Consider the following 23,413-nt stretch of genomic DNA (forward strand, 5'->3'; position numbering starts at 1 on the left):
TATGGGTCGTTAGCTCAGGTGGTAGAGCAGCGGACTTTTAATCCGTTGGTCGAAGGTTCGAGTCCTTCACGACCCACCACGATATACTTTCTTTTTGGTGGATTTATTTCATTATTCTTTTGTAGGCTGGGTAAGATACCGTAATAGTCGTCATGTCATTGGTTCAATTAACAACGTTACCATTAGTCACAAGTGTGGAAAGTGGTATGTTGCTATACAAACGGAATATGATGTTGAACCATCAATACCATTAGGTAATGAAGTGGGTATAGATATGGGGATTACCCGTTTTGCAACCTTAAGTAACGGTCAATACTTTGAGCCTATCAATAGTTTTAAAACGGCACAACGTCAGTTAGCTAAGCTACAATGTCAAATGAGCCATAAGACGCCATTGAGTCACAACTGGAAAAAAGCAAAAAATAAAGTATCACGCTTACACTCGAGAATAGCCAATATTAGACGTCATTACCTTCATCAAATCTCTGCTCAAATTAGCAAAAACCACGCCATTGTGTATGTAGAAGATTTGCAGGTCGGTCACATGTCTAAGTCTGCAAAGGGGGATATGACTCATCCTGGTAAAAGAGTAAAGCAAAAATCGGGATTAAATCGTTCTATCCTAGATCAATCATGGTATGAATTTAGAAGGCAACTGGACTATAAACTGTTATGGCGAGGAGGTCATTTAGTAGCAGTGAATCCTAAGAATACCAGTCGTACTTGCCCAAAATACGGGCATATAAGTGCACAGAACCGTCAAACGCAATCAAACTTTGAATGTGTTGCATGTGGATATAAATTAAATGCAGATGAGGTTGGAGCGATAAATATATTAAGGGCAGGACGTGCCCGGTTAGCCTGTGAAGTGAATGATGCAGTAAGGTCATCAGCAACAGGAACCCACTGAAGTGAGTTAGCAATACTGCTAAACACCGTAGGAATCCCTGCCCTTTAGGGCGGGGAGGACGTCAAAAAAAAAGATAGAAAAATTGCAATTAAAAATTGAACAATTAAAAGAAAGAATAGGGTTTAACAAATTAAAAGGGGAATTATATTTTTTATCGTTTATATTTTTTATTTTAATTGCATTAGGCATATTAATATCAATTGATCGTCATAATTCAAAAGTTCCAGATGATATTTATATTGATGATGAGAGACATTTCTAGGTCATCCAAATGAAACGTATGAATTGAATGGTAATTTTAACATTAATAACCCAATTCATAGAAATATGATACAAGCACAATTAAAAGAATATGTAGGAGCGTTTTACACGTATACAGGGAATCATATTGAAGATGAAGCATCAAAGAAAGTGTATTTGATGAGTGATTCTAATGCGTGGACTCAGTATAAAAATCTTTATAAAAAATTTTTAAAGGAATTTACCCGTAAAGATAAATACGGTTTAATGGCTAGAGTAAAAGATATTAATTTCATTGATGAAAATACCGCACAAATTCGTATATCTGCTATTGTTTTACCCAAAGCACCCACAATTGAGGAATACAAAGAAATTGAGTCAGAGGAAACTTCTTTAGTTGAAATCAAATTTAAAATTTTAAATCTAACAAGGACAAAAAAAGAGAGAGAATACAATCCTATTCATCTAGTCATTACAGACCTCAAAGAACTGGATTAAAAATGATTAAAAAATTAATACTAATTTTTGTCTTATTTTTTTGTTTAAACACTCAATCTAATTGTGAAGCAATTAGGGACTTTGGGGAAAAGATTACTCAAAGAATAATGACTGGTTTAACTACAACAAAAAGAATTTTACCAATACATGTTTTATGTAAAAACAAATATTGTGTTATACGATTGAATCTTTATCAACTATTGATTTTCTTTAATTCAAATTATTATTGAGATTAATCATTAGTTAAGGTGCTATTCTGACAAATTATTTTATGCGTTCATATGAAATTATTAAATTGTATTGTGTGCACAAGGGAACTTTTGATATATAATGCATCTAACCTTGAACATAAATTAGTATCTGAACTGATGGGGGATCTTATGGCAGAATATGATAATTATCAACAAGAATTAGAACCGGTTCGCGTCAATGATGCAGAACAAGGAAAGAAGTATGCTTATGCTGTATATATTTTGTATCTTCTCAATGCGTTATTTATTGGGGTTCCAATCTTAACTTCTGTTGTTGGTCTTATTATCGCGTATTGTCAAAAAGATAGATATAAGGGAACCATTTACTATAGCCACTTTAATAATCAGGTTAAGCTATTTTTTTACGTACTAGGTTGGTCAATTGTTTTTGTGCTTTTGTGTTTTGTTATGATTGGAGTGCCTTTGTTAATAGGTTTGTATGTGTGGCAATTATACCGAATTATCAGCGGGCTATTAAAGCTTTCTGCTAATGAAAGTTTGGATAAAACTTATTCAGTGAAAACATTGTGAATAGTCCATGCTAATTTTATAGGTTCTTTATCTCTTAATTTAGTAGATAATACAAGTTTAATGTTATTGTTTAATGATGAGAAAGAAAATAAAGTCTTTTGCTGCTAATTTTAATATAGCAAAAAGGGAACTCATTTTTAATGGTCGATTTAGTAACACTTTTCCTTGTATAGAAACAAAAAGGCTGACATTAAGACGACTTACCTATGCAGACGCACCTGCCTTATTTGAATATTTTTCGCAAGATGTGGTGACTGAATATTACGATTTGGCTCCTTTTCAATCTTTATCAGAGGCAGAAGATTTGATCCGAACGTGGAATACTGCCTATGATATACAAAGTGCTATTCGTTGGGGTATTGTTTTAAAAGAAAATAATCAGGTTATCGGTACTTGTGGGTATCATAATTTTAGAGAAAAACATGGTCGAGCAGAACTCGGCTATGAATTAAACCTGGACTATTGGCAACAAGGTTATATGACTGAGGCGATAATAGCAATACAGAAATATGGATTTAAAAAGTTAAGACTTCATCGCATAGAAGCCTTTATTTTCCCTGATAACTTGGCCTCTAGAAAATTACTAGAAAAAGTGGGATTGCAATCAGAAGGTATTTTGCGGGATTATTTTTTTGAAAAAGGTCGTTTTATTGATGGGGAAATATTCTCCATATTGATTCATGAGTGGAAAAAAAAATCAAATAGTATTTATTATAGCTTAAAAAATAAAGCTTTCCATTCTAAATAAATAGTATTTTATTATGGTAAATGGTTGTTTGCTTGTTTTGTAATGATCAATAGGGATGGTTTAATTTAACAGACACTTTGGAATTATCCACCTAGGCTGATGCTATAGGTGGAAATGGATAGCAAGTATTTCAAAGAACTGCAATGGTCTTTTTTGTTTTTGAGATTATTTGTGTATTTGTTATAGTTAGCCTTGGCCAATATCGCAGGGACTGCGATGTGTGTGAGTTATCCCTACAATAATACCATTAGGTGATGGTGCTGTAGCAAAAGGTATAGTATAGATGAAAATCTATATGAGTTGCACAAAGCTCACTCTATGGCGTTAGCTTAGAGGAAGTGGTTCACTAATGGTTCTTTAGAATGTGAGAGTGTGAGTCGAAATATTTTGCACTAAAAGAACAATCAAAATGAAAATTGGATAAAGACTTATTGTGTAGCAGAGGCTAAAGAGTATTCATTACTAGGCTATTATTGTTACATCCACCCCAGGGGTTATACCCATGTAAACAATCTTGAATCAATACCATTCATTAATACATGTCTTATGCCAACCACAAGATTGATTGTAAAATTTATTCTTTCGGTCGGGTAGAGGTCTTTGCTAGCCTCAATTGATTCTTATTAGGGGGTTAAGGTACTAGTACTACCTAAGATATATCTTAGGTCAATTGGAAATGTTGCAACAGTTTAATTAAGGTAGTTATTTTCTTCATCTTAACCTAGATAAGTTTGGCGGGCTTTGTAATAGGTATTTTTTTCAACTGAAAAATAAAAAAATATTCAAGAGTGGTAATTTGGGGAGTCTAGAGCTTAGGAAGCCCTTTTCTTGAAATCGCTAGAAGTATCTTTTTAGACCCAATGATAGGTTAAATTTCTGTTTCCCTCTTTTAGAATATTGAATACTAGAACCTACAATAAGTTGTGAATCATGATTGAATTTTTTATTTAAGCTACATTGAACTAAATACCAATTTTTATCACCCATTTGAACAGTCCTAACAAAATTTCTGGGAGCAGATTTTAAACCAGAGGAAATTCTCTTTTTTTGATCTGAGAAATTATGTTTGGCTGAAATATCAACCCCGAAAGTGATATTATCTTGAATAGAGTGATATTGTAATCCTATAGAAATATAATTTTGATTCATTTTTAACGCACCAAATTTCATGGCGGTACTTCGATTGGATTTCTCTTGATATCCTTTATTTTTATAATGGTTGACAGAATAAGCAAGATAAGGAGAGATAAATTGTTTTTGATTAATTTCAAAGTCATACCCAGTTTTTATGTTGGTATGTAATCCGCTAATAGAAACACTTCCTTCCTCTTTTCGATTAAATCCAGGGCTAAATTCAATAGTTCTTTCGATATTTTTTGCCTTTAGATAACTTTTTGCAATATCAAAATTAAACCATAGGTTGTTATTGAAAGTAATTTGATAAAAAACATCTAAGGCAATACCGTGGGGACTAAATTGGTAGTTTTGATAGGGTCTTGCTTTACCGAATTCTATATTAAGGATAGCACCTAATATTTTGTCATTATCAATTACATTTACCCCGCCTAAGTTTAAATAATTAGAAGTATAACTTTTTGTTATGACGCCTTGATGTGGAATAGTGATTTTTCCCAAAAATATGTTGTAATTTACAAAACTACTAAATCCAAGACTTAGATTCTCCCTATTAAATCTTAGAGGATTAAGTTGGGAACTGATTAGTTGTAGACGAATGGCAGAACTATTTTCTGCATGTTTAATGAGTGAGCTAAAGAATACAGGAGCGCTTAATACAGAAAGAATATAATTGCCTATCATTTGATGAGCGTAAGCACTTGGATGAACTAAATCTCCAAATAGATATTTCTGATCTTCATAAAAATAATGAGTGCCTACTTTGCAAATAGAATCAGGCAAAGCAGAGATGCCACTAGAACATTGTGGAATAGTTAAATTATCAATACCAAATTCTTCTGGTTTGTTAAAAATTTCTAACAATAGTGTTCTAAAATCTAAAAATACAATATTTTCTTGGGTTGAAAAATATTTATTTATTAAAGCATTAGAGTAATCTAAAGTGTATTGGCTGATTACATTAGCAATATGTTCTTGAATCCTATTCCAAATTGGACTGATGATATAGCCAACAAAACTTTGATCATACATATGATTCCTAAAGTATTTAATATATTCTGCCCCATCCATCGTATTGGGCTTTTGATATTGCTGTGCTAACCGACGTAGTTTATAATCGGTCACCAGTCCTAGTTGATAAATAGTTTCACTAACTAATGGTCTATTGATGAAATCTTGTATTAGTTCATATGTGCTGTTAACCCGCCAATGGGTATGATTACCTAGGAGGGTAGCGTCTATGTAAGATACGAGATCCCAACGTGGGAAAGTTCTTAAAGTAGGAAACAAAGGTGTTAAATCTATTTGTATTAAATTACTGGTGATGATAGTATTTTTACCGTTATTCCCCAGTTTGACTAGCATGTTTTTAGCGTATTCACTACGGATCTCAATCAGATTTTTAGAAAATTCCAATGTATCAAATTGAGGAAATGGAGCTACAACAAAATTACTCATAACAGCATCATTGTTACCGATTGCCAAGTAATAAAGATTGTTTTCTCCTATTTGTGATTTTGGAAAATAATTTTGGTTTTCGTATAAACTGGATAGAGTAGCAAATGGCCATATGGCTTGAGTGATTTGGCTAGTGCTTAAGGCGATGACCTTTCCCCCAGTTTTATAACCGGTTATGGGCTTTCCAAATAGTGACATACTAATGTAATAGCTTTGTGGTGGGAAAATGCCACCCCCAACGGCTTTAGTTGCTGGATTTGCATCATTCAAACTATCTCCAAAAACATAAAAGTCATTGTAACTACTATCTACATATATACTAGCTTGGCTTGTTAAGTTTGCTAGTTCAAATATTAATACATCCATAAGGGCTGATTCCTTAAAGTAAATACCAGGAATAAGAAGATACAACACAATAGTTAAACTAAATATTATCTAGTGATAAAACATCATTTTCACTGTAAGATTCTGTCCTTTAGGGCGTGGAGAATATAAAAATAAATCTAACTAATTAATATTTTTTCTAAAAATTCAATATGTTCTTTCTATTTGATACATGAGAAAAAGATAAGTCAATGTTTAATGTTTTAAAATAATTAACCGATGAAAAAGGTTATCATAGTTTAAATAATATTTGTGGTTTCCGTTATTAAAAAATTCATAGAATTTAATGGTTTGTTAATGGTAGAAATAAAAAAATTACTAATAATCAAAATGTTATGTAATTAAAGGACTAGTTTGAACAGATAATCTACCATCCGTATTATGATTTAACTGTTGCAATTTTTCTATATTTTGACAATAGGAATTTTGTATTTGTCTAAATTAGTGCAAATACTTTAGTGGTCAGAGAGTTAGAGCTTAGAATAATTAATTACTAATTATTTCAGCTTATTTCAGCGAATGGTTTTGATCCATTTTTAGGATAAATCAATTACATTTTAGCCTCATTGGAAACAAACTGACTTGCCTTGGATTTTTGTAGTAGTTCATAATCTATCATGAATATTTATCCCATTAGGACAAATAGAACAAAAAATAATTTTTTCAACTTTGTACTAATCTCTACTGCAATACAACTCTAACTCTCAAATATTAATTGAATTTAATTGAGCTTAACAATATCTAAGATTGTATTAACAACATGGGATACTGTAAAATTGAATTTTTCAAACAAAATATCAGCAGGAGCAGATTCCCCAAAATAATTAATGCCTATGATTCTATCATTGCTACCTATATACTTATACCACAAATCAGTTACCCCGGCTTCAATAACTACTTTAGGTAGATGAGTAGGGAGTATAGAAAGTTTATAATCGTTATCCTGTTCATCAAAAATATTTGTTGAAGGCATAGAAACGACATTAACATTAATTTCTTGTTTGGCTAACTCTAATTGTGCTTTTAGTGCTAGTCCAACTTCAGAGCCTGTGGCAATGATAATTACTTGAGGATTATTACTTCTGTGTACAATGTATCCTCCTTTAGATATATTATTTATTTGCTCATCATCTCTTTCGATATAAGGTAAATTCTGACGACTGAAAATTAAAACAGAAGGTTTATCTAATGTTTGTATTGCATTAGACCAAGCAATAAATGATTCGATGCTATCACAAGGACGCCATACTTGAATATTAGGAATTAGTCTTAAGGATGCTATTTGCTCAATAGGTTGGTGTGTTGGTCCATCTTCTCCTAAACCGATGGAATCGTGAGTAAATACAAAAATTGATCCAATTTTCATCAAGGCAGCCATGCGTAGTGCATTTCTGGCATATTCACTAAACATCAAAAAAGTAGCACCAAAAGGTCTAATACCACTATGTAAGAATATGCCATTGACAATAGCAACCATAGCAAATTCACGTACACCGTAATGGATATAGTTGCCACCATCGTCTTTAGTGATAGACACAGATTGTGGCCAATTTGTGAGATTAGATGGTGTTAAATCAGCAGAACCACCAACTAATTCAGGCAGGATTTTAGTTAATAATGTAATACTTTCTTGGCTAGCTTTACGGCTAGCGATATTTTCTTTTTTGTCACATATAAGTTTTATACATTGATTCACATAAGTTAAATAATTTTCGGGTAACCTTCTTGCGATTCGACGTTCAAATTCTTGAGCTAATTTTGGGTACCTGTGGCGATATTCTTTGAATAGATGATCCCATTGATCTTCTAGTTGCTTACCTTTGGCTTTAGCATTCCATTGCTCGTAGATTTCTTGGGGAATTTCAAAGGGAAGATAATTCCAATTAAGTTTTTTTCGTGTATTATTAACTTCCTCTTCACCTAATGGTGAGCCGTGAGTTTTTTCACTTCCTTCTTTTGAAGAGGCTCCTTTGCCTATCGTTGTTTTACAACAGATTAAAGTAGGTTGTGAGGTGTTTGATTTTGCATCTTGAATTGCTTGATCTATCTCTTCCATATTGTGTCCATCAACGTTAGGAATTACTTGCCAGTTATAGGCTTCAAAACGCATTGGGATATCTTCAGTAAACCACCCCTCTACTTTGCCATCAATAGAAATATTATTATCATCATATAAAACAATAAGTTTTCCTAGGCCTAAAGTACCAGCTAAAGAACAAGCTTCATGAGAAATACCTTCCATTAAACAGCCATCCCCTACGAATACGTAAGTATGATGATTGACGATATCAAAATTTGGTTGATTAAATTCAGATGCTAATATTTTTTCTGCAAGTGCAAAACCAACTGCATTAGCAATACCTTGACCTAGTGGTCCTGTTGTTGTTTCTACGCCATCAGTATAACCATATTCAGGATGTCCTGGTGTTTTACTTTTATATTGTCTAAACTGTTTTAAATCTTCTATGGATAAATCATATCCTGTTAGATGTAGTACGCTGTAAAGTAACATTGAAGCGTGTCCATTTGACAAAATAAAACGATCTCGATTGATAAAGTTGGGATTTTCAGGATTATGTTGAAGGTGTTTAGTCCACAAAACAGTTGCCATTTCTGCCATACCCATTGGCGCACCTGGGTGACCAGAGTTAGCTTTTTGAATTGCATCAATCGAAAGAAAACGAACAGCATTGGCAAGTGGTGACATCATGATTTCCCCTTTTTTAAGATACGGTATTTTAAAGTGCAGTGGTTATATTTCTAAATACTCGCATTATACTTATCTTATTTTAAAAATTCATTAGTGCTTTTTTAAAAAATTGAAAAAAGCTTGTACATAGAAGATAATGATAATTAGTTTTATTTCATATTTCATATTAAAAAAATTACGTCTGGGTTATAATTCATGGATGATATGTATAAGAAATAATAATGTTAGTTCAGGTGGGATTAGTAAAGAAATTAAGTTATCAAAAGGCAATTAGAAAGTTACTCGGCAAAAAGTTTACCTGTCATGGGCTAAACAACATTATTTTGTGAGTAGTGTGGAAGTAGGCAAACAAATGAGGATAAGTTAAAAGGTTTAATATTTTGAAGCCAAGTCAGTATCTCTCTTTAGACAAAATTCGGACTGCTACAACATATTATTAAAGAGATACGCCAATATAACATAGTATGGAAAAACGAATTTTAGTATGTTATTAACTATCAATTGACACAATTTAAATAGATATAGAAGGAAATCCGGAATGGGAATAGCAAAGGTTTTTCAAAGTAATGACGTTATTTTAATGATAACATTATTGGTATTACTAATTATGAGTGTTATTAGTTGGTCGATTGCACTATTAAAATTTTTGAAATTTTATTCGGCGAATCATGGTAATAAAAAGTTTTTGAGTATGTTTCGTGAGTCAAGCGATTTAGCCGGTGTAGTCAATAAGGCTAAAGAATTGTATGCACCTATGCCTGATTTAGCGTTGACTATCTTGAGTGCTAAAGAAGAATATTATGGTAATAATCTAATACAATTACAAAAACAAGTTAGTTTTGATGAATTTTTGTCTAGAAAAATCAGAAAAGGTATTATTAAGGAGATGCAACCTTATGACTCATGGTTAACAGTTCTCGCTTCTATCGGTTCTATGGCACCATTTATTGGTTTATTTGGTACAGTTATTGGTATCTACCATGCTTTAATCAATATTGGTACAGCAGGCCAGGTTTCTATTGCTGAAGTGGCTTCTCCAATTGGAGAAGCATTAATAGCAACTGCATTTGGTTTATTTGTAGCTGTACCTGCAGTAATGTTTTACAATATTTTTGTTAGAAAAAGCAAGAAGTTAGCTATTGATCTAGGACACTTTGCTGATGACCTTAGAACTCAAATAGAGAGTGAGGGAAAATTAAAATGAGTTTGTTTTTATATGATGATTATGAACCAAATGGTGAGCCAATGGCTCAGATTAATGTAACACCATTGGTTGATGTAATATTAGTTTTGCTAATCACTTTTATGATAGCAATGCCTGTTTTAACTTATACGATTTCAATTGATTTACCTAGTACAAGTTTACAGGATCAAAGTAACTCGACAGAGGAGCCTCTTAGATTGTCAATTGACCGTCATGGGGATTATTTTTTGAATGATACATCTATTTCAACAGAGGAATTTTCGACGTTAGCACAAGAAAAGAGTCATAATAATCAGAATGTTGTTTTGGCTATTTCAGCAGATGAGACAGTTGATTACAAATATGTAATTGAAGTTTTGGAGACTGCACAAAAAGCAGGCATCAAAAAAATAGGTTTTGTCACTAAACAGGAATAGTAAAAAATTGTGACTTGAACTAATTTGATTTAAGTTAGATATTCCGTTCATTTTCATTTGTATTTAAGATCTCACTCTAAAACTCATGTTTGTGCAGGTGTGAGAGCAGAGTGCTTATTTAGGTATTTTTGTTATTTATTTAAAAAATAGTTACAGTTTTCTGTAAAATAAGAGGCGGTTGTTTTACAGTTATTTGGTAGTATTTATTTTTCTTTAATGATGTGACTACTTTAAAGGTTATTGATTAAGACTTTACTTGTGTCTTATATCGAATTGACTATTCAGATTTACTGATATAATTTAAGATGTACGCATCAAAAAAATCTTTAGATATGAACTGATATTACATATTGAATACAAATAAATTAGTGCTGTTTTTGTTTCATATTTATGTAAGAACTAAAAATAAATATCAAATACAATCAATGAATGTCGTAAACCTTTCTTTAGTTTTGTGATAGTTTAACCCTGCAAATTCTAATTTTTACACTAGATTTGTACTTTAAATGTTCTCATCAATATTTAGATAAAATCCATATATTTGAAATGATAGCTTTGTATTCTGTATATTCAGAGGTAATGTGTCTTTTTGAATATGAATGATATATATTAATTAGTAATACATGGTTATTCTAATAATTAACAAAGTCCGACCTTTTCAAAAATTTTTTTAATTTGATTTAAGGTTGTGATATCAAAATTATTATTTTATTTTGAGTTATCTATTTTTATTAGCACCATTTACGTAGTAGAGCTTGAGTGTTGTCTATGCACTTTTGATAATTTATTTACTTGCCTCTATTTTAAAATGAGATTATTCTTTCAAAATCATTTTTATTTATCTAAATTTATATTAACTATTTATTATTAAGAATATTTTTCTGTATTCATTATTTCAAGTCTATTTCAAGTCTAGTTTTGATTATTATTTGATATATAATAAATTAATTCTAACTAATACTAAAAATCCAGCAAAATTTTCAAGATATAGAGTTATACATGCAATTAAATAATCAATTTCTTTTAAAAAACCAATGTTTAATTAATGGCCAGTGGGTGGAAAATGGGGCACATAGAATAAAAGTATTTAATCCTTCTAATGGTGAATTGATAGAGAGTGTTCCATCCGTTTCAGAAACACAAATATCGTTTGCAATAAGTTCTGCCTCAAAAGCAATAGAAACATGGAAACATTTGGCTGCTGATGAAAGAAGCATTCTCCTGAGAAAATGGTACAGTCTTATTATGGCTAATGAATCGGATTTAGCACAAATCATGAGTAATGAGCAAGGTAAGCCTATTGAAGAAGCTTTACAAGAAGTAAGGTATGGAGCATCTTATGTAGAGTGGTTTGCAGAAGAAGCAAAAAGGATAAATGGGGATATTTTGCCAGGAAAAAGTGTGAATAATAGAATATTTGTGACTAAAGAACCTGTTGGTGTTTGTGGTTTGATTACACCCTGGAATTTCCCTAATGCAATGATTGCAAGAAAGATGGCTCCTGCCTTGGCTGCTGGATGTACTATTATTGCCAAACCATCAGAGGAAACCCCTTTGTCTGCATTCGCACTAGCAGAATTGGCATGTGTAGCAGGATTCCCTAAGGGGGTTATTAACATAATTACTGGAGATGCTAAGAAAATAGGTGAATTTTTAACTTCTAGTCCGTTAGTACACAAAATATCTTTTACAGGATCGACTAAAGTTGGTGAAGTCTTAAAAGCACAATGTATACCAACACACAAAAGGACTTCAATGGAATTGGGGGGCAATGCACCTTTTATAATTTTCAATGATGCGAACTTAGAAAAGGCAGTCCATAGTTTGATGCATGCAAAATTTAGAAATTCAGGACAAACCTGTATTTCTGCAAATCGTGTGTTGGTACAAAAAAAGATTTTTCCACAGTTTATCGAGGCAGTTAAACAGGCAGTTTCAGAATTAATTATTGGGGATCCCTATGTACAAGATGTAAAGATTGGCCCCTTGATTAATGAAGTAGCTGTTAAAAAAGTCGATAGGTTAGTGCAAGATGCGATACGAAATGGTGCAGAATTGATTGTAGGGGGTCAGGTATCTGAGTTAGGCTCATGTTTTTATGAGCCAACGATTTTAATTGATATTAGATCAGATATGGCGATTTTTAATGAAGAAATATTTGGTCCGGTGCTTGCTATATTAACTTTTGACGAAGAAGAAGAAATTCTTGAATTGGCTAATCATACCAATGCTGGATTGGCAGCATATTTGTTTACTAAAGATGTCACAAGAATATTTCGTATTTCCAGAGAACTACAATTTGGGATGATAGGTGTTAATACTGGGAGTATTTCTTATGCCTCTGTCCCTTTTGGTGGTGCTAAATATTCTGGAGAGGGTAGAGAAGGTTCTAAGTATGGGATAGAAGAATACCTTGAATTAAAAAGTATTGTGCTTACGAGTGTATAAGCTCAGTTGTAAGAGTTTTTAAAGATAATTTAAATTTTATGTTACTATAATATTTCAAAATAATTATGATGTAGTTATATGGGAAGCGGTACATGAAAAGAGTTTTTTTGGAATTTGAACAACCTATTGCTGAATTAATGAGTAAGATTGATGCACTAAGATTGGTGCAAGATGATTCAGCTGTAGATATATCAGAAGAAATTGCAAGACTTCAGAAAAAGGTTGAAGATTTAACAAGATCTATATATTCAGGTTTGACACCTGTGCAAACTTGGCAAGTCTCAAGACATCCACAGAGACCTTATACTTTAGATATGATTAAGGAGATATTTGAAGATTTTCAAGAGTTACATGGCGATCGTTCGTATTCAGATGATCCTGCTATGGTCGGGGGATTAGCTCGATTCAACGGTCAGTCTGTTATGGTTATTGGCCATCAAAAAGGAAGAGATACTAAAGAGAAAATTTATCGTAACTTTGGAATGGTTAAACCTGAGGGAAATAGAAAAGCTTTACGTCTTATGCAGTTGGCAGAAAAATTTAATATTCCGTTGATTACTTTTGTAGATACCCCAGGTGCTTATCCAGGTGTTGGTGCTGAGGAAAGAGGTCAGTCAGAGGCCATTGGCAGAAATTTATATGTATTATCCCAGTTAAAAGTTCCAATTATATGTACTGTGATCGGGGAAGGAGGTTCTGGTGGCGCACTTGCCATTGGGGTAGGAGATAAAGTAAATATGTTGGAATATGCAACATTTTCAGTGATTTCCCCCGAAGGATGTGCTTCCATTTTATGGAAAACGGCTGATAAAGCAGCAGAAGCTGCTTCTGCCTTAGGTATTACTTCCCAACGTTTGAAACAACTTGAACTAATTGACGAGATAATCTCTGAACCAACAGGTGGAGCTCATAGGGATATTAGTGCAGCATGTCAGAATGTTTCAGACATACTTAGTGAGCAGTTACAGGAACTAAGAAAAATGGAGATTGATGTGCTTTTGAGTGAGCGAATGAATAAATTAACGTTACATGGTAAATACGCAGAAAAATGATTTATTTGAGGTGGTAGAAAGATCATGGTTAGGAAATTTTCCTGATCATTTTTCTTTTGAAGTTGGATTGAGTGGTGGTATTGATTCCATTGTGATGTTTCACATCATGTGGAGACTTAGTCAAAAATATGATTTTAAACTTAAGGCAGTACATATTCATCATGGATTACAATCACAAGCGAATGAGTGGGTTGATTTTTGTACGACCATTTGTCATGGTTATAATGTACCTCTACGGGTTGAGTATGTCAAGGTAAATATCAATAGTCCCCTTGGAATTGAGGCTGAAGCTAGAGAGCAACGATATGATGTTTTTAAAAAATCAAAACAATCAGTAGTCGTTTTAGCTCACCACCGCGATGATCAAATAGAAACGTTTTTGCTTGCAATGTTAAGGGGTGGAGGGCTAAGAGGTATGGTATCCATGCCAGTTGTTAGGAAGTTAAAGCCAAGTAATATTTTCTTATGGAGGCCTTTATTATCTAGTTCTAAGATCCAAATAGAGCAATATGCGATAAATTGGTGTTTAAAATATATACAGGATCCTTCTAATGCCAGTGAGGACTATACCAGAAACTGGATTAGAAAGAAATTATTACCATTAATCCATAGCAAAATTGATTTTGCTGATGAGCATATTTTACAAAATATTGTTAATTTACAAGAGACTTTGCACACAATAGATGAATTAGCTTTATACGATTATAAAAATAGTGTAGATAAAGGTAAATTAAGCGTTAAATCTTTGATGAAACTATCTCCAAGTAGAGCTAGGGAAGCTTTAATCCGTTTTTTAAAAGAGCATGATCTTGGTGTGCCCAGGCAACAAAGTCTTTATGCATTTATTGATTGGATGAATAGTCAACCTAGTGATTTTTATGAATGGCAGTTACCTAAGGGTAAAATTTATTGTTATGATGAAAAAATTTGGGAATGGGCTGATAGTAATACATTAAAACAAAAATTACAAACAAGCTATTTTTCACCTCTCGATGTTGCTTGGAGGGAATGTAAAAGAGGAATTGGTAAGGATTTTATTCATGGGGATTGGTTTATACGTCCAATGAATAAAAATGATACAATTCAAACTGAAGTTGGGGTTCAATCAGTATTGCATTTACTAAAGAAGAGTAAGATCCCAAGATTTATACGTTCTCAATGGCCAGTTATTGTAAATACTAGTGATGAGTGTGTTATTGTAGTTGGTTTGAGGGTCGATGTTCGATATCAAAAATATGACGGTGTAGTCCCCTATATAAAAAGTTTGGAATTATACTTAAAATAGGGAACTAAAGAAAAACCATGTTATCAAAATAACAGCTTACAGCAAGAAAAAATATGACAAATATCATAAATAAAAAAGAAGGTAATGTGGATCAGATATTAATCGAAAGAGCTCAACAGGGAGATTCTAGGGCTTTTGATATGTTAGTTATTAAATACCAAAGAAGACTTAGTGGTGCGATGACTCGATTTTTAAAAGATGATTATGAAATACAGGATATTGTGCAAGAGGCTTTTATTAAGGCATATCGTGCTTTACCGAATTTTAGAGGCGAAAGTGCTTTTTTTACATGGTTGTATCGAATTGCTGCTAACACTGCAAAGAATTATTTAAGCTCAGGTTCAAAAAAGTATTTAGTCTTGGATAATGATTTCAAAGATGATGATGCAACATGGGGGGTAGAACAAACACCCGATTATAATACTCCTGAGAATGCTTTTCTCAATCAGGAAATTTTGCATACAGTTGGGGAAGCAGTGGAAAATTTACCAGAAGATTTAAAGGCTGTGATTAATTTGCGAGAAATAGAAGGTTTGTCATATGAAGCAATTGCGGAAAGAATGAATTGTCCAGTAGGGACGGTTAGATCTAGGTTATTTAGAGCAAGGGAATTAATAGCTAAAGATTTACGTCCTGTTTTGGATACATCAAAAAATCAAAGGTGGTAGTATGAAAAAAAATGAAAAGTTTGAAGTGATATCTGCACTGATGGATGATGCATTATTATCTGATAGAGAAATACAAGAAGCAATAGATTTGTTGTTGGAGGATATTGAATGTCAACAAAAGTGGGAAGAATATAATGTTATCAGGTTAGGGTTACATATCCACAGACAACATAATAATATTGATGAGGAACAAGTATTTTTGAATAAATCATCTATGAAAGTTTACAAAATAGGATTATCTTTAGTCGCTACTATCACTGTTTTAGGTGTTGGTGTTGGATTGTTCTTAAACCAAAATGATTCTTTTAAGCCAGATTACGATACCATGGCCACAATGTTGTTGAATGGGAATTCTAAAGTAGCAATAACTACTTTTATGTCTGATAGGAATAAATATGATGTTATTGATGATGTAGAATACGTTAGACAACAACGTTCTTTAGATAATGATTTTTTACGAGTACATGAGAGTTCAAGTAATACAGGCGGTATTATTCGAGTTTCCTTTCCGAGCCGAAATAGTGGGTCAGTGCTATGAAGGTAAGAAATTTTATACTAAGTTATTTATTTCTACTTCCTAATGTTTTTTTTGCAAACGATATCTGGCATATCTTGGATCAAATCTCTTTTTCAGCGGTAGTGACTGATTTTATTGGAACAGTAGAAGTTTCAGGTGATGGTGGGCGATCATCAGAACAATATCAAGTATTTTTTAGAAAGGATCACGGTGATACAACGATGAAGATTGTATCATTAGGCGATACTGATGGTGAGATTATTAAAACTGACTCAGATGTGAACTTGTATGCCGATACAAAAGAAGGTTTGTTGATGGTACATTTTTTTAATTTTAATCGCTATCCTAATTTTTTGCCAAGTAATCCAAGTATCTTAAGATCTACATATCAATTAAATGTAGGAACTGAAGACAAGGTAGCAGATAAGAATTGTCAATGGTATTGGTTATCTCCTAAAACGAATAAGGATTATTATTCAATAGGTTTTTGTGCAGACAAAAGAAATTATTTTCCTTTAACATATGTGTATAAAGATATTCATACAGGGCAAGAAGTTGAGAAAATAAAATTCTCTAATATTTTCTATGAACGTCCTTCAGATTCACAATTGCAACCACAAAAAAAATATAAATTCAATAATATTGTTATTAATCCTATGTCATTTAGCCAAAAAATGGATATACAAGGGCAGATAAATGATGATTTTATTGCAAATTTACCTGAAGATTTTTATATTATTTCAGAAAAAAATAACACAAATAAAAATTTTAGATACTATTATCTTTCAAATGGTCTGGTCTATGTATCTTTGTTTCTTCGTCATGTTAAAGGGAGCACTGACATGAAGAATATTGGTAAATCTCCAGAGTCAAAAATACAGATCAAACAGGCGAATATTTATGGCCCAATTAACCAAATAGAATATATGGACGATAGATATAAAATTATTTTAGTGGGTGATATGCCACTTAAAGCTATGAAGCAATTTATTTTTAGTACAAATTTTAAGGATTGAGATCTTTCATTTCAAGACTAATATTTAAAGTATGCTCTTAAAAACTAACTAACTAACTTGGGTATTGGTTTGTTACATATTTTTTCTTTGTTAACAGGCAATAAATACCCATTATCTGAGGGGTTATTTCTCATAGCCATGTACTAATGTTGAGTATAAGTGAGATCTAGAATACTTCTAACAATAAAAATTTGATTATATTTTAATCGCTTATATCTAATGTAAAAGGTAATGATTTTGCAAGGCAATTAAATAGTGCCATATTTCTCTCTATAGGCGTTAATAGCAGTTTGGTATTTTTGTAGTTCTGGTTTATCTGTTATTAGCTGTAGTAAATCTTGAAATGTGGCAATAGCTGTAACTGGTATCTGATAGGTTTGTTTAACTTCTTCCACAGCGGATATATCCTTTATTCCTTTTTCCATACGGTCTAATGCAAGGACGACGCCCACTGGCTTTGCATTTTCTTTTTGGATAAGTTGTACAGACTCACGAATTGATGTACCTGCAGAGATAACATCATCAATAATTAGAACATTACCTTTTAGTGGTGCGCCTACTAAAATACCTTTTTCACCATGATCTTTGGCTTCTTTCCGATTATAAGCGAAAGGTTTATTAATATTTTTTTCAGCTAGTGCCATACAGGTGATTGCTGCTAGTACAATACCCTTATAAGCAGGGCCAAATAAAACATCAAAATCTAAATTATTCTTGATAATGGTATCTGCATAAAAATGAGCAATTTGATATAGGCTACCACCATCATAGAATAAACCAGCATTAAAAAAGTAAGGAGAATGACGACCAAATTTAGTAGTAAATTCTCCAAATTTTAAAATTTTTTTATCAATTACGAATTGTAGAAACGTTTGTTGTAAGTCTGACATGTTTCCCCTTTATCTAGTAGAATTGTGGTTATTTTATCATTATTTTATAAGGATCGCAGTGAAGAAAATTATTACCGCTAATGTGAATGGTATCCGTTCTGCTACCAAGAAGGGTATTTGGGACTATTTAGAACAAGAGGATCCTGATGTTATTTGTTTTCAGGAACTAAAGGTACAAGAACAAGATTTATCAGAGAATGATAAAAATCCTTTACATATGCATAGAATTTGGCATTGTGCTGAAAAAAGGGGTTATAGTGGGGTTGCTATATACAGTAAAAGCGAACCTAATCAAGTTCAAATAGGGATAGGGAATGAATTATTTGATAGAGAAGGGCGATACATACGTGCAGATTATGATCATTTTTCTATTGTATCCTTATATTTACCCTCGGGTACAAGTTCAGAAGAGCGTCAGGACTTTAAATATGTATTTTTGGATTATTTACAAGATATTTTACAAGGAGTTATTAAGAATAATGAAAGTATGTTGATTTGTGGTGATTGGAATATTGCACATCAAAATATTGATTTAAAAAATTGGAAGGCAAATCAAAAAAATTCAGGATTCTTACCAGAGGAAAGAGAATGGTTAAGTAAAATTTTCAAAATGGGGTGGGTAGATATTTGGAGAACACTATATCCAGATATTCCTGGCTATACTTGGTGGAGTAATCGTGGACAAGCCTATGCCAAAGATGTTGGTTGGAGAATTGATTATCAAATTACAACACCAGATGTAGCTACCGTAGCAAGGAATGCCTCTATTTATAAGGGGGTTAAGTTTTCAGATCATGCACCACTTAGTATTAATTATCTGTTGGATTAATCATGGCAAAAATAAAATTATTATACCAATGTAGTCATTGTGGGGGAGAAAGTCCTAAGTGGCAAGGACAGTGTCCGCATTGTGGTAAATGGAATACTTTGACCGAAATCACCGTTGCAAAAGGCAATACTAATTCTCGTTTTAAATCTTGGGCCTCTGACAATTCTGGTATTCAGTTACTTTCGGAGGTAGATTCTAAGGAGGTAGAAAGAATTCCTATTGGAATGTCAGAATTAGATCAGGTACTCGGTGGTGGTTTGGTTTTAGGAGGGGTGACTATTCTTGGAGGAGATCCTGGTGTTGGAAAATCTACATTATTTTTACAAGTGCTAGCTTCTTTGGCCAGCAATGGACAGTCAGTTTTATATGTTTCGGGGGAAGAGTCAACACATCAAGTTTCTTTACGTGCTAAGAGAATGAGTTTAAATGTTTCTGGAGTAAAAATTTTAGCTGAAATTAATTTAGATAAAATATTGCAGGAATTAGATCGGCATAGACCTACTTTTGTGGTTATTGACTCGATTCAGACTGTTTTTTCAGATGATATTAGCTCAGCACCTGGTTCTGTATCTCAAGTTAGAGAATGTGCGGCACAACTAACACGTTTAGCAAAACAAACAGGTATTTGTATTTTATTAGTAGGACATGTAACTAAGGATGGCGCCATTGCAGGCCCTAGGGTATTAGAACATATGGTGGATACTGTTTTATACTTTGAAGGAGATACACATTCAAACTTTCGTATGATTCGTTCTATCAAAAATAGATTTGGTGCTGCGAACGAATTAGGTGTATTTGCTATGTTAGAGTCTGGATTAGTGGGTGTTTCTAATCCATCTGCGATTTTTTTATCTTCCTATAGAGAAGATACAGCGGGTTCTTGTGTATTGGTTACACAGGAAGGTTCTCGTCCATTACTAATTGAAATTCAGGCATTAGTAGATCGAGCTCATGGGTTTAATCCTAAGCGTTTGACAGTAGGCTTAGAACAAAATCGTTTGGCCATGTTATTAGCAGTTTTAAATAAACATGCTGGTATTGCTTGTTTTGATCAAGATGTTTTTTTAAATGCAGTGGGTGGAGTGAAAATTGTAGAACCAGCAGCTGATTTGGCAGTAGTATTAGCAATTTACTCCAGCTTTAGAAATCAACCACTTAAGCATAGAACAGTTATCTTTGGAGAAATTGGTTTATCGGGAGAAATTAGGCCGGTACAAAGAGGACAAGAAAGATTACGGGAAGCAGAAAAACTAGGTTTTCAGTATGCAATTATTCCTAAAGCGAATATGCCGAAAAAAAGTAATAGTTTTCCTAGATTAAAAATTTTAGGAGCAACTTCTTTAAAGGAAGCTCTTGATTATTCTCTTGCTGATGAATAGATTAAAGAAAGGATTATCATGAAAAAGAACTATTTTTTAGGCGGTATAATGATTATAGCTGCCACTATTATAGGATCTGGTATGTTGGCGATTCCTATTGCAGGATCAGGAATATGGTTTTATATATCAACTGTCTCACTAGTATTATCTGCTTTTGTGATGATGACATCTGGATTGTTTATTTTAGAAGTCAACTTACACTACCCACAAGGTACTGGTTTTAATACTGTTGTTAAAGATATATTGGGCTCTAAATGGAATTTTGTTACGGGTATTTGTATTGTTTTTGTTTTATATACACTGATATATGCTTATATTACCACTGGTTCTTCCTTGATTGTAAATTACTTTGAAAGCTCTATAAAAAAGATTGATGTGAATATTGTTCGTATAGGTATTAGTGTCGGATTTACTTTATTTTTTGCATTTTTTATATGGGCTTCGACCAAGTTAGTAGATAGGTTTGCTACAATTTTGGTTATTTTATTAATTATCACTTTTGGGTTCACAGTTTTAGAAACATTACCAAATGTTGATGTTGATATGATAGTTGGTAGTCAGCCTAAAAATCTTCTCTCACTAGATTACTGGCAATATTTACCAATACTACTCCCTGTATGTTTAGCTTCATTTGGTTTTCATGGTAATGTACCGAGTTTGGTTAAGTATTTTCACGGAGATGCTAAGAAAGTTAAATATAGTATTTGTTTTGGAGTCATGTTGGCATTGGTTGTGTATTTTTTATGGCTATTAGCGGCACATGGTAATATCCCTAGATCTTTATTTCAAGGGATTGCAGATGGACAAACAGATGAAGTGGTAGAGATGCTTAATTTACTATCAGAATCTATCAATGGACAAAAAAATATTTTTAAAAATATTGGACAACTTTTTAGTTTTTTAGCCTTAACCAGTTCATTTTTGGGGGTATCCCTTGGGTTATTTGATTACTTTATGGATTTGTTTGGTTTGTTAGAATCATGGTTAGGCAGATTAATAGCAGGAATAGTTACTTTTTTGCCACCCTTGATTTTTTCTATGATATTCCCATTTGGATTTACTATTGCTATAGGTTATGTAGGCCTAGCAGCTTCTGTGTGGGCCGTTATAGTGCCCGCTTTGTTGGTGAAACGATCCAGGCAAAAGCAATCATCTAATCATTATCGGGTGTTTGGGGGAAACTGGATGATTTATTTGGTAATAGGCTTCGGAATAATTAATATTATATCATTATTGATGGTTCAGTTTCATCTAGTCGAGCAATTTTAATAAGTCATAAGAGGCATAGAGATAAACATATCTTTATGCCTACAGATATTATATTAATTAATAATCTGTTTTAACTCACCATTAGCATAGCGTTGAGCCATTTTTTCTAATGAAATTGCTTTGATTTTACCTGCTTGACCTTCGCAACCAAAGGCAAGATAGCGATCAAGGCAAATTCTTTTCATGGCATTTTTAGATTCACTTAAATATTTTCTAGGATCAAATTCTGCTGGGTGTTTAGCCATATAACGACGAATAGCACCAGTACTAGCTAATCTTAGGTCTGTATCAATATTAACTTTACGTACACCATTTTTAATACCTTCCACAATTTCTTCAACAGGTACACCATAGGTTTCGGGGATTTCCCCCCCATGCTCGTTAATGATTTTTAGCCATTCTTGAGGTACAGAACTAGAACCATGCATGACTAGATGAGTGTTAGGCAGTCTTTGATGAATTTCTTTAATTCTATCAATCTTAAGAATTTCTCCATCAGGTTGACGTGAAAATTTGTAGGCTCCATGACTAGTACCAATAGCAATTGCTAAAGCATCTAAGCCTGTATCTTTAACAAACTGAGCAGCTTCCTCTACATCAGTTAATAATCTGTCACGTGACAATATACCTTGAGCACCGACACCATCTTCTTCTCCTGCTAGACCTGTTTCTATATTACCAATACAACCAATTTCTCCCTCCACAGAAACACCACACGCATGAGCAAAATTAACAACTGTTTTAGTCACATTAACATTATAGTCATAATCAGATGGAGTTTTGGCATCTTCTTTTAAACTACCATCCATCATAACAGAACTAAAACCTAATTGGATGGCTTGCTGACAGACCATAGGTGAGGATCCATGATCCTGGTGCATGACCAGAGGGATATGAGGAAATTCCTCAGTTGCAGCCATAATTAGATGAGCAAGAAAGCGAGAACCTGCATATTTTCTCGCACCCGCACTTGCTTGAACAATAACAGGTGCATTAACTTCATTGGCCGCCTCCATGATAGCACGCATTTGTTCAAGATTATTGACATTAAAAGCAGGTAAACCGTAATTATTGTCTGCCGCATGATCGAGTAGTTGTCGCATCGATACCAAGGCCATGTATACTCTCCTTAATTATTTTTCGTTTAATCGATGCCATTATATCTTATTATGAACCATATTGAAGTGAAATCTACAAGGACAACAAAAGAGCAGGGAGCTTTATTGCCCCCTGCTCTTTGAGCAACTAAATTACATTAGTCTGTAATCATTTTTATCATCATTCCAATAAGTGTGGTAAAGAATCCAAAGATAAAGAACTGTTCAAATCCAGCAGAGTTATCATAATATGGGTAGTTGTAACCTTCTTGATAATTACCATTAGTGTTGTAGTAATTATTAGGCTGACTGTTATTTGGATTGTAATGTTTATTGTATTGACCTTTTGGTATTTGGCTATAATTGTCATTTATATTATAAGTTGGTGTTGCTAATACTGAAGTGAAAGCAAATACAGCTATTGTAGTAGACAAAACAGCCTTCTTAACATTTTTCATAGTTGCTAATCTCTTTCTCGA

Annotated in this window: 20 protein-coding genes and 1 tRNA gene; 16 read left to right on the forward strand and 5 right to left on the reverse strand. The window is 33.0% G+C overall.

Annotated features, from left to right (window positions below; all coding sequences use genetic code 11):
• Nucleotides 1-3 precede the first annotated feature (3 nt).
• The 5 genes from GKC53_05630 (at nt 4) to GKC53_05650 (ending at nt 3,178) form a co-directional block, all read left to right on the forward strand.
• Nucleotides 4-79: transfer RNA gene (locus tag GKC53_05630), tRNA-Lys, on the forward strand.
• On the forward strand, nt 41-910 hold the full coding sequence (locus GKC53_05635; GenBank protein ID QRN41592.1) for a transposase: 870 nt from the start codon (nt 41-43) through the stop codon (nt 908-910). Before GKC53_05630 ends, GKC53_05635 begins: the two co-directional genes overlap by 39 nt.
• Nucleotides 911-1,237: 327 nt before the next feature.
• Nucleotides 1,238-1,648 carry a hypothetical protein gene (locus tag GKC53_05640; protein QRN41593.1) on the forward strand — a complete coding sequence of 137 codons (411 nt, stop codon included), beginning with the start codon at nt 1,238-1,240 and terminating at the stop codon, nt 1,646-1,648.
• Between the two features lie 380 nt (nt 1,649-2,028).
• Complete coding sequence (locus GKC53_05645) at nt 2,029-2,430, forward strand: hypothetical protein (GenBank protein QRN41594.1); 402 nt, start codon at nt 2,029-2,031, stop codon at nt 2,428-2,430.
• 76 nt (nt 2,431-2,506) lie between these two features.
• Complete coding sequence (locus GKC53_05650) at nt 2,507-3,178, forward strand: GNAT family N-acetyltransferase (GenBank protein ID QRN41846.1); 672 nt, start codon at nt 2,507-2,509, stop codon at nt 3,176-3,178.
• An 837-nt stretch (nt 3,179-4,015) separates the two neighbouring features.
• On the opposite strand, the gene GKC53_05655 is transcribed toward GKC53_05650, so the two are convergent.
• Nucleotides 4,016-6,136 carry an autotransporter domain-containing protein gene (locus tag GKC53_05655; GenBank protein ID QRN41595.1) on the reverse strand — a complete coding sequence of 707 codons (2,121 nt, stop codon included), beginning with the start codon at nt 6,134-6,136 and terminating at the stop codon, nt 4,016-4,018.
• 739 nt (nt 6,137-6,875) lie between these two features.
• Nucleotides 6,876-8,864 carry a transketolase gene (gene tkt, locus GKC53_05660; protein QRN41596.1) on the reverse strand — a complete coding sequence of 663 codons (1,989 nt, stop codon included), beginning with the start codon at nt 8,862-8,864 and terminating at the stop codon, nt 6,876-6,878.
• A gap of 538 nt (nt 8,865-9,402) precedes the next feature.
• Between tkt and GKC53_05665 the strand changes: the two genes are divergently transcribed.
• From GKC53_05665 to GKC53_05700, 8 genes are all read left to right on the forward strand, one after another.
• The gene (locus GKC53_05665; GenBank protein QRN41597.1) at nt 9,403-10,068 is read left to right on the forward strand and encodes a biopolymer transporter ExbB; all 666 of its coding nucleotides are present in this window, start codon (nt 9,403-9,405) and stop codon (nt 10,066-10,068) included.
• 41 nt (nt 10,069-10,109) lie between these two features.
• The gene (locus tag GKC53_05670) at nt 10,110-10,484 is read left to right on the forward strand and encodes a biopolymer transporter ExbD (protein QRN41847.1); all 375 of its coding nucleotides are present in this window, start codon (nt 10,110-10,112) and stop codon (nt 10,482-10,484) included.
• A gap of 999 nt (nt 10,485-11,483) precedes the next feature.
• Complete coding sequence (locus tag GKC53_05675; protein ID QRN41598.1) at nt 11,484-12,932, forward strand: aldehyde dehydrogenase family protein; 1,449 nt, start codon at nt 11,484-11,486, stop codon at nt 12,930-12,932.
• Between the two features lie 92 nt (nt 12,933-13,024).
• Nucleotides 13,025-13,984, forward strand: a complete 960-nt coding sequence (locus GKC53_05680; protein QRN41599.1) for an acetyl-CoA carboxylase carboxyltransferase subunit alpha — start codon at nt 13,025-13,027, stop codon at nt 13,982-13,984.
• Complete coding sequence (gene tilS, locus GKC53_05685; GenBank protein ID QRN41600.1) at nt 13,962-15,269, forward strand: tRNA lysidine(34) synthetase TilS; 1,308 nt, start codon at nt 13,962-13,964, stop codon at nt 15,267-15,269. The genes GKC53_05680 and tilS overlap by 23 nt, the downstream gene beginning before the upstream one ends.
• Nucleotides 15,270-15,322: 53 nt before the next feature.
• Entirely contained in the window at nt 15,323-15,937 is a 615-nt protein-coding gene (gene rpoE, locus GKC53_05690) for an RNA polymerase sigma factor RpoE (GenBank protein ID QRN41601.1), read from the forward strand.
• A 1-nt stretch (nt 15,938) separates the two neighbouring features.
• Nucleotides 15,939-16,475 carry a hypothetical protein gene (locus GKC53_05695; GenBank protein QRN41602.1) on the forward strand — a complete coding sequence of 179 codons (537 nt, stop codon included), beginning with the start codon at nt 15,939-15,941 and terminating at the stop codon, nt 16,473-16,475.
• Nucleotides 16,472-17,470, forward strand: a complete 999-nt coding sequence (locus tag GKC53_05700) for a hypothetical protein (protein QRN41603.1) — start codon at nt 16,472-16,474, stop codon at nt 17,468-17,470. The genes GKC53_05695 and GKC53_05700 overlap by 4 nt, the downstream gene beginning before the upstream one ends.
• 248 nt (nt 17,471-17,718) lie before the next feature.
• On the opposite strand, the gene pyrE is transcribed toward GKC53_05700, so the two are convergent.
• Nucleotides 17,719-18,360: an orotate phosphoribosyltransferase gene (gene pyrE / locus GKC53_05705; GenBank protein ID QRN41604.1), complete on the reverse strand. Its 642-nt coding sequence runs from the start codon at nt 18,358-18,360 to the stop codon at nt 17,719-17,721.
• 58 nt (nt 18,361-18,418) lie between these two features.
• On the opposite strand from pyrE, the gene xth reads away from it, so the two are divergent.
• The 3 genes from xth to GKC53_05720 are packed head-to-tail and all read left to right on the forward strand — an operon-like array spanning nt 18,419 to nt 21,837.
• Nucleotides 18,419-19,189, forward strand: coding sequence for an exodeoxyribonuclease III (gene xth, locus GKC53_05710; protein ID QRN41605.1), 771 nt, complete (start codon nt 18,419-18,421; stop codon nt 19,187-19,189).
• 2 nt (nt 19,190-19,191) lie between these two features.
• Nucleotides 19,192-20,568 (forward strand): DNA repair protein RadA, encoded by a 1,377-nt coding sequence (radA, locus tag GKC53_05715; GenBank protein ID QRN41606.1) that lies wholly within the window; start codon nt 19,192-19,194, stop codon nt 20,566-20,568.
• An 18-nt stretch (nt 20,569-20,586) separates the two neighbouring features.
• Nucleotides 20,587-21,837, forward strand: a complete 1,251-nt coding sequence (locus GKC53_05720; protein QRN41607.1) for a tryptophan permease — start codon at nt 20,587-20,589, stop codon at nt 21,835-21,837.
• A 53-nt stretch (nt 21,838-21,890) separates the two neighbouring features.
• Here the strand turns inward: GKC53_05720 and GKC53_05725 are convergent, their stop codons facing one another.
• Together GKC53_05725 and GKC53_05730 are read right to left on the reverse strand one after the other, a co-directional pair.
• Nucleotides 21,891-22,955, reverse strand: coding sequence for a fructose-bisphosphate aldolase class II (locus GKC53_05725; GenBank protein QRN41608.1), 1,065 nt, complete (start codon nt 22,953-22,955; stop codon nt 21,891-21,893).
• Between the two features lie 137 nt (nt 22,956-23,092).
• A complete protein-coding gene (locus tag GKC53_05730; protein QRN41609.1) occupies nt 23,093-23,392 on the reverse strand; it encodes a hypothetical protein in 300 nt (99 codons plus the stop codon).
• Nucleotides 23,393-23,413: the final 21 nt, after the last annotated feature.

The sequence above is a fragment of the Neisseriaceae bacterium genome, assembly GCA_016864895.1.
In the GTDB taxonomy this organism is placed as follows: domain Bacteria; phylum Pseudomonadota; class Gammaproteobacteria; order Burkholderiales; family Neisseriaceae; genus QFNR01.

Excerpts from the sequence above, each read along its gene's own strand:
- GKC53_05730 (QRN41609.1), bottom strand. The coding sequence starts at position 23,392 with ATGAAAAATGTTAAGAAGGCTGTTTTGTCTACTACAATAGCTGTATTT.
- rpoE (QRN41601.1), top strand. The coding sequence starts at position 15,323 with ATGACAAATATCATAAATAAAAAAGAAGGTAATGTGGATCAGATATTA.
- GKC53_05725 (QRN41608.1), bottom strand. The coding sequence starts at position 22,955 with ATGGCCTTGGTATCGATGCGACAACTACTCGATCATGCGGCAGACAAT.
- tkt (QRN41596.1), bottom strand. The coding sequence starts at position 8,864 with ATGATGTCACCACTTGCCAATGCTGTTCGTTTTCTTTCGATTGATGCA.
- GKC53_05670 (QRN41847.1), top strand. The coding sequence starts at position 10,110 with ATGGCTCAGATTAATGTAACACCATTGGTTGATGTAATATTAGTTTTG.
- GKC53_05650 (QRN41846.1), top strand. The coding sequence starts at position 2,507 with ATGAGAAAGAAAATAAAGTCTTTTGCTGCTAATTTTAATATAGCAAAA.
- GKC53_05675 (QRN41598.1), top strand. The coding sequence starts at position 11,484 with ATGCAATTAAATAATCAATTTCTTTTAAAAAACCAATGTTTAATTAAT.
- GKC53_05640 (QRN41593.1), top strand. The coding sequence starts at position 1,238 with ATGATACAAGCACAATTAAAAGAATATGTAGGAGCGTTTTACACGTAT.
- GKC53_05695 (QRN41602.1), top strand. The coding sequence starts at position 15,939 with ATGAAAAAAAATGAAAAGTTTGAAGTGATATCTGCACTGATGGATGAT.
- GKC53_05655 (QRN41595.1), bottom strand. The coding sequence starts at position 6,136 with ATGGATGTATTAATATTTGAACTAGCAAACTTAACAAGCCAAGCTAGT.
- GKC53_05720 (QRN41607.1), top strand. The coding sequence starts at position 20,587 with ATGAAAAAGAACTATTTTTTAGGCGGTATAATGATTATAGCTGCCACT.
- GKC53_05700 (QRN41603.1), top strand. The coding sequence starts at position 16,472 with ATGAAGGTAAGAAATTTTATACTAAGTTATTTATTTCTACTTCCTAAT.
- tilS (QRN41600.1), top strand. The coding sequence starts at position 13,962 with ATGGTAAATACGCAGAAAAATGATTTATTTGAGGTGGTAGAAAGATCA.
- GKC53_05645 (QRN41594.1), top strand. The coding sequence starts at position 2,029 with ATGGCAGAATATGATAATTATCAACAAGAATTAGAACCGGTTCGCGTC.
- GKC53_05680 (QRN41599.1), top strand. The coding sequence starts at position 13,025 with ATGAAAAGAGTTTTTTTGGAATTTGAACAACCTATTGCTGAATTAATG.
- GKC53_05665 (QRN41597.1), top strand. The coding sequence starts at position 9,403 with ATGGGAATAGCAAAGGTTTTTCAAAGTAATGACGTTATTTTAATGATA.
- pyrE (QRN41604.1), bottom strand. The coding sequence starts at position 18,360 with ATGTCAGACTTACAACAAACGTTTCTACAATTCGTAATTGATAAAAAA.
- radA (QRN41606.1), top strand. The coding sequence starts at position 19,192 with ATGGCAAAAATAAAATTATTATACCAATGTAGTCATTGTGGGGGAGAA.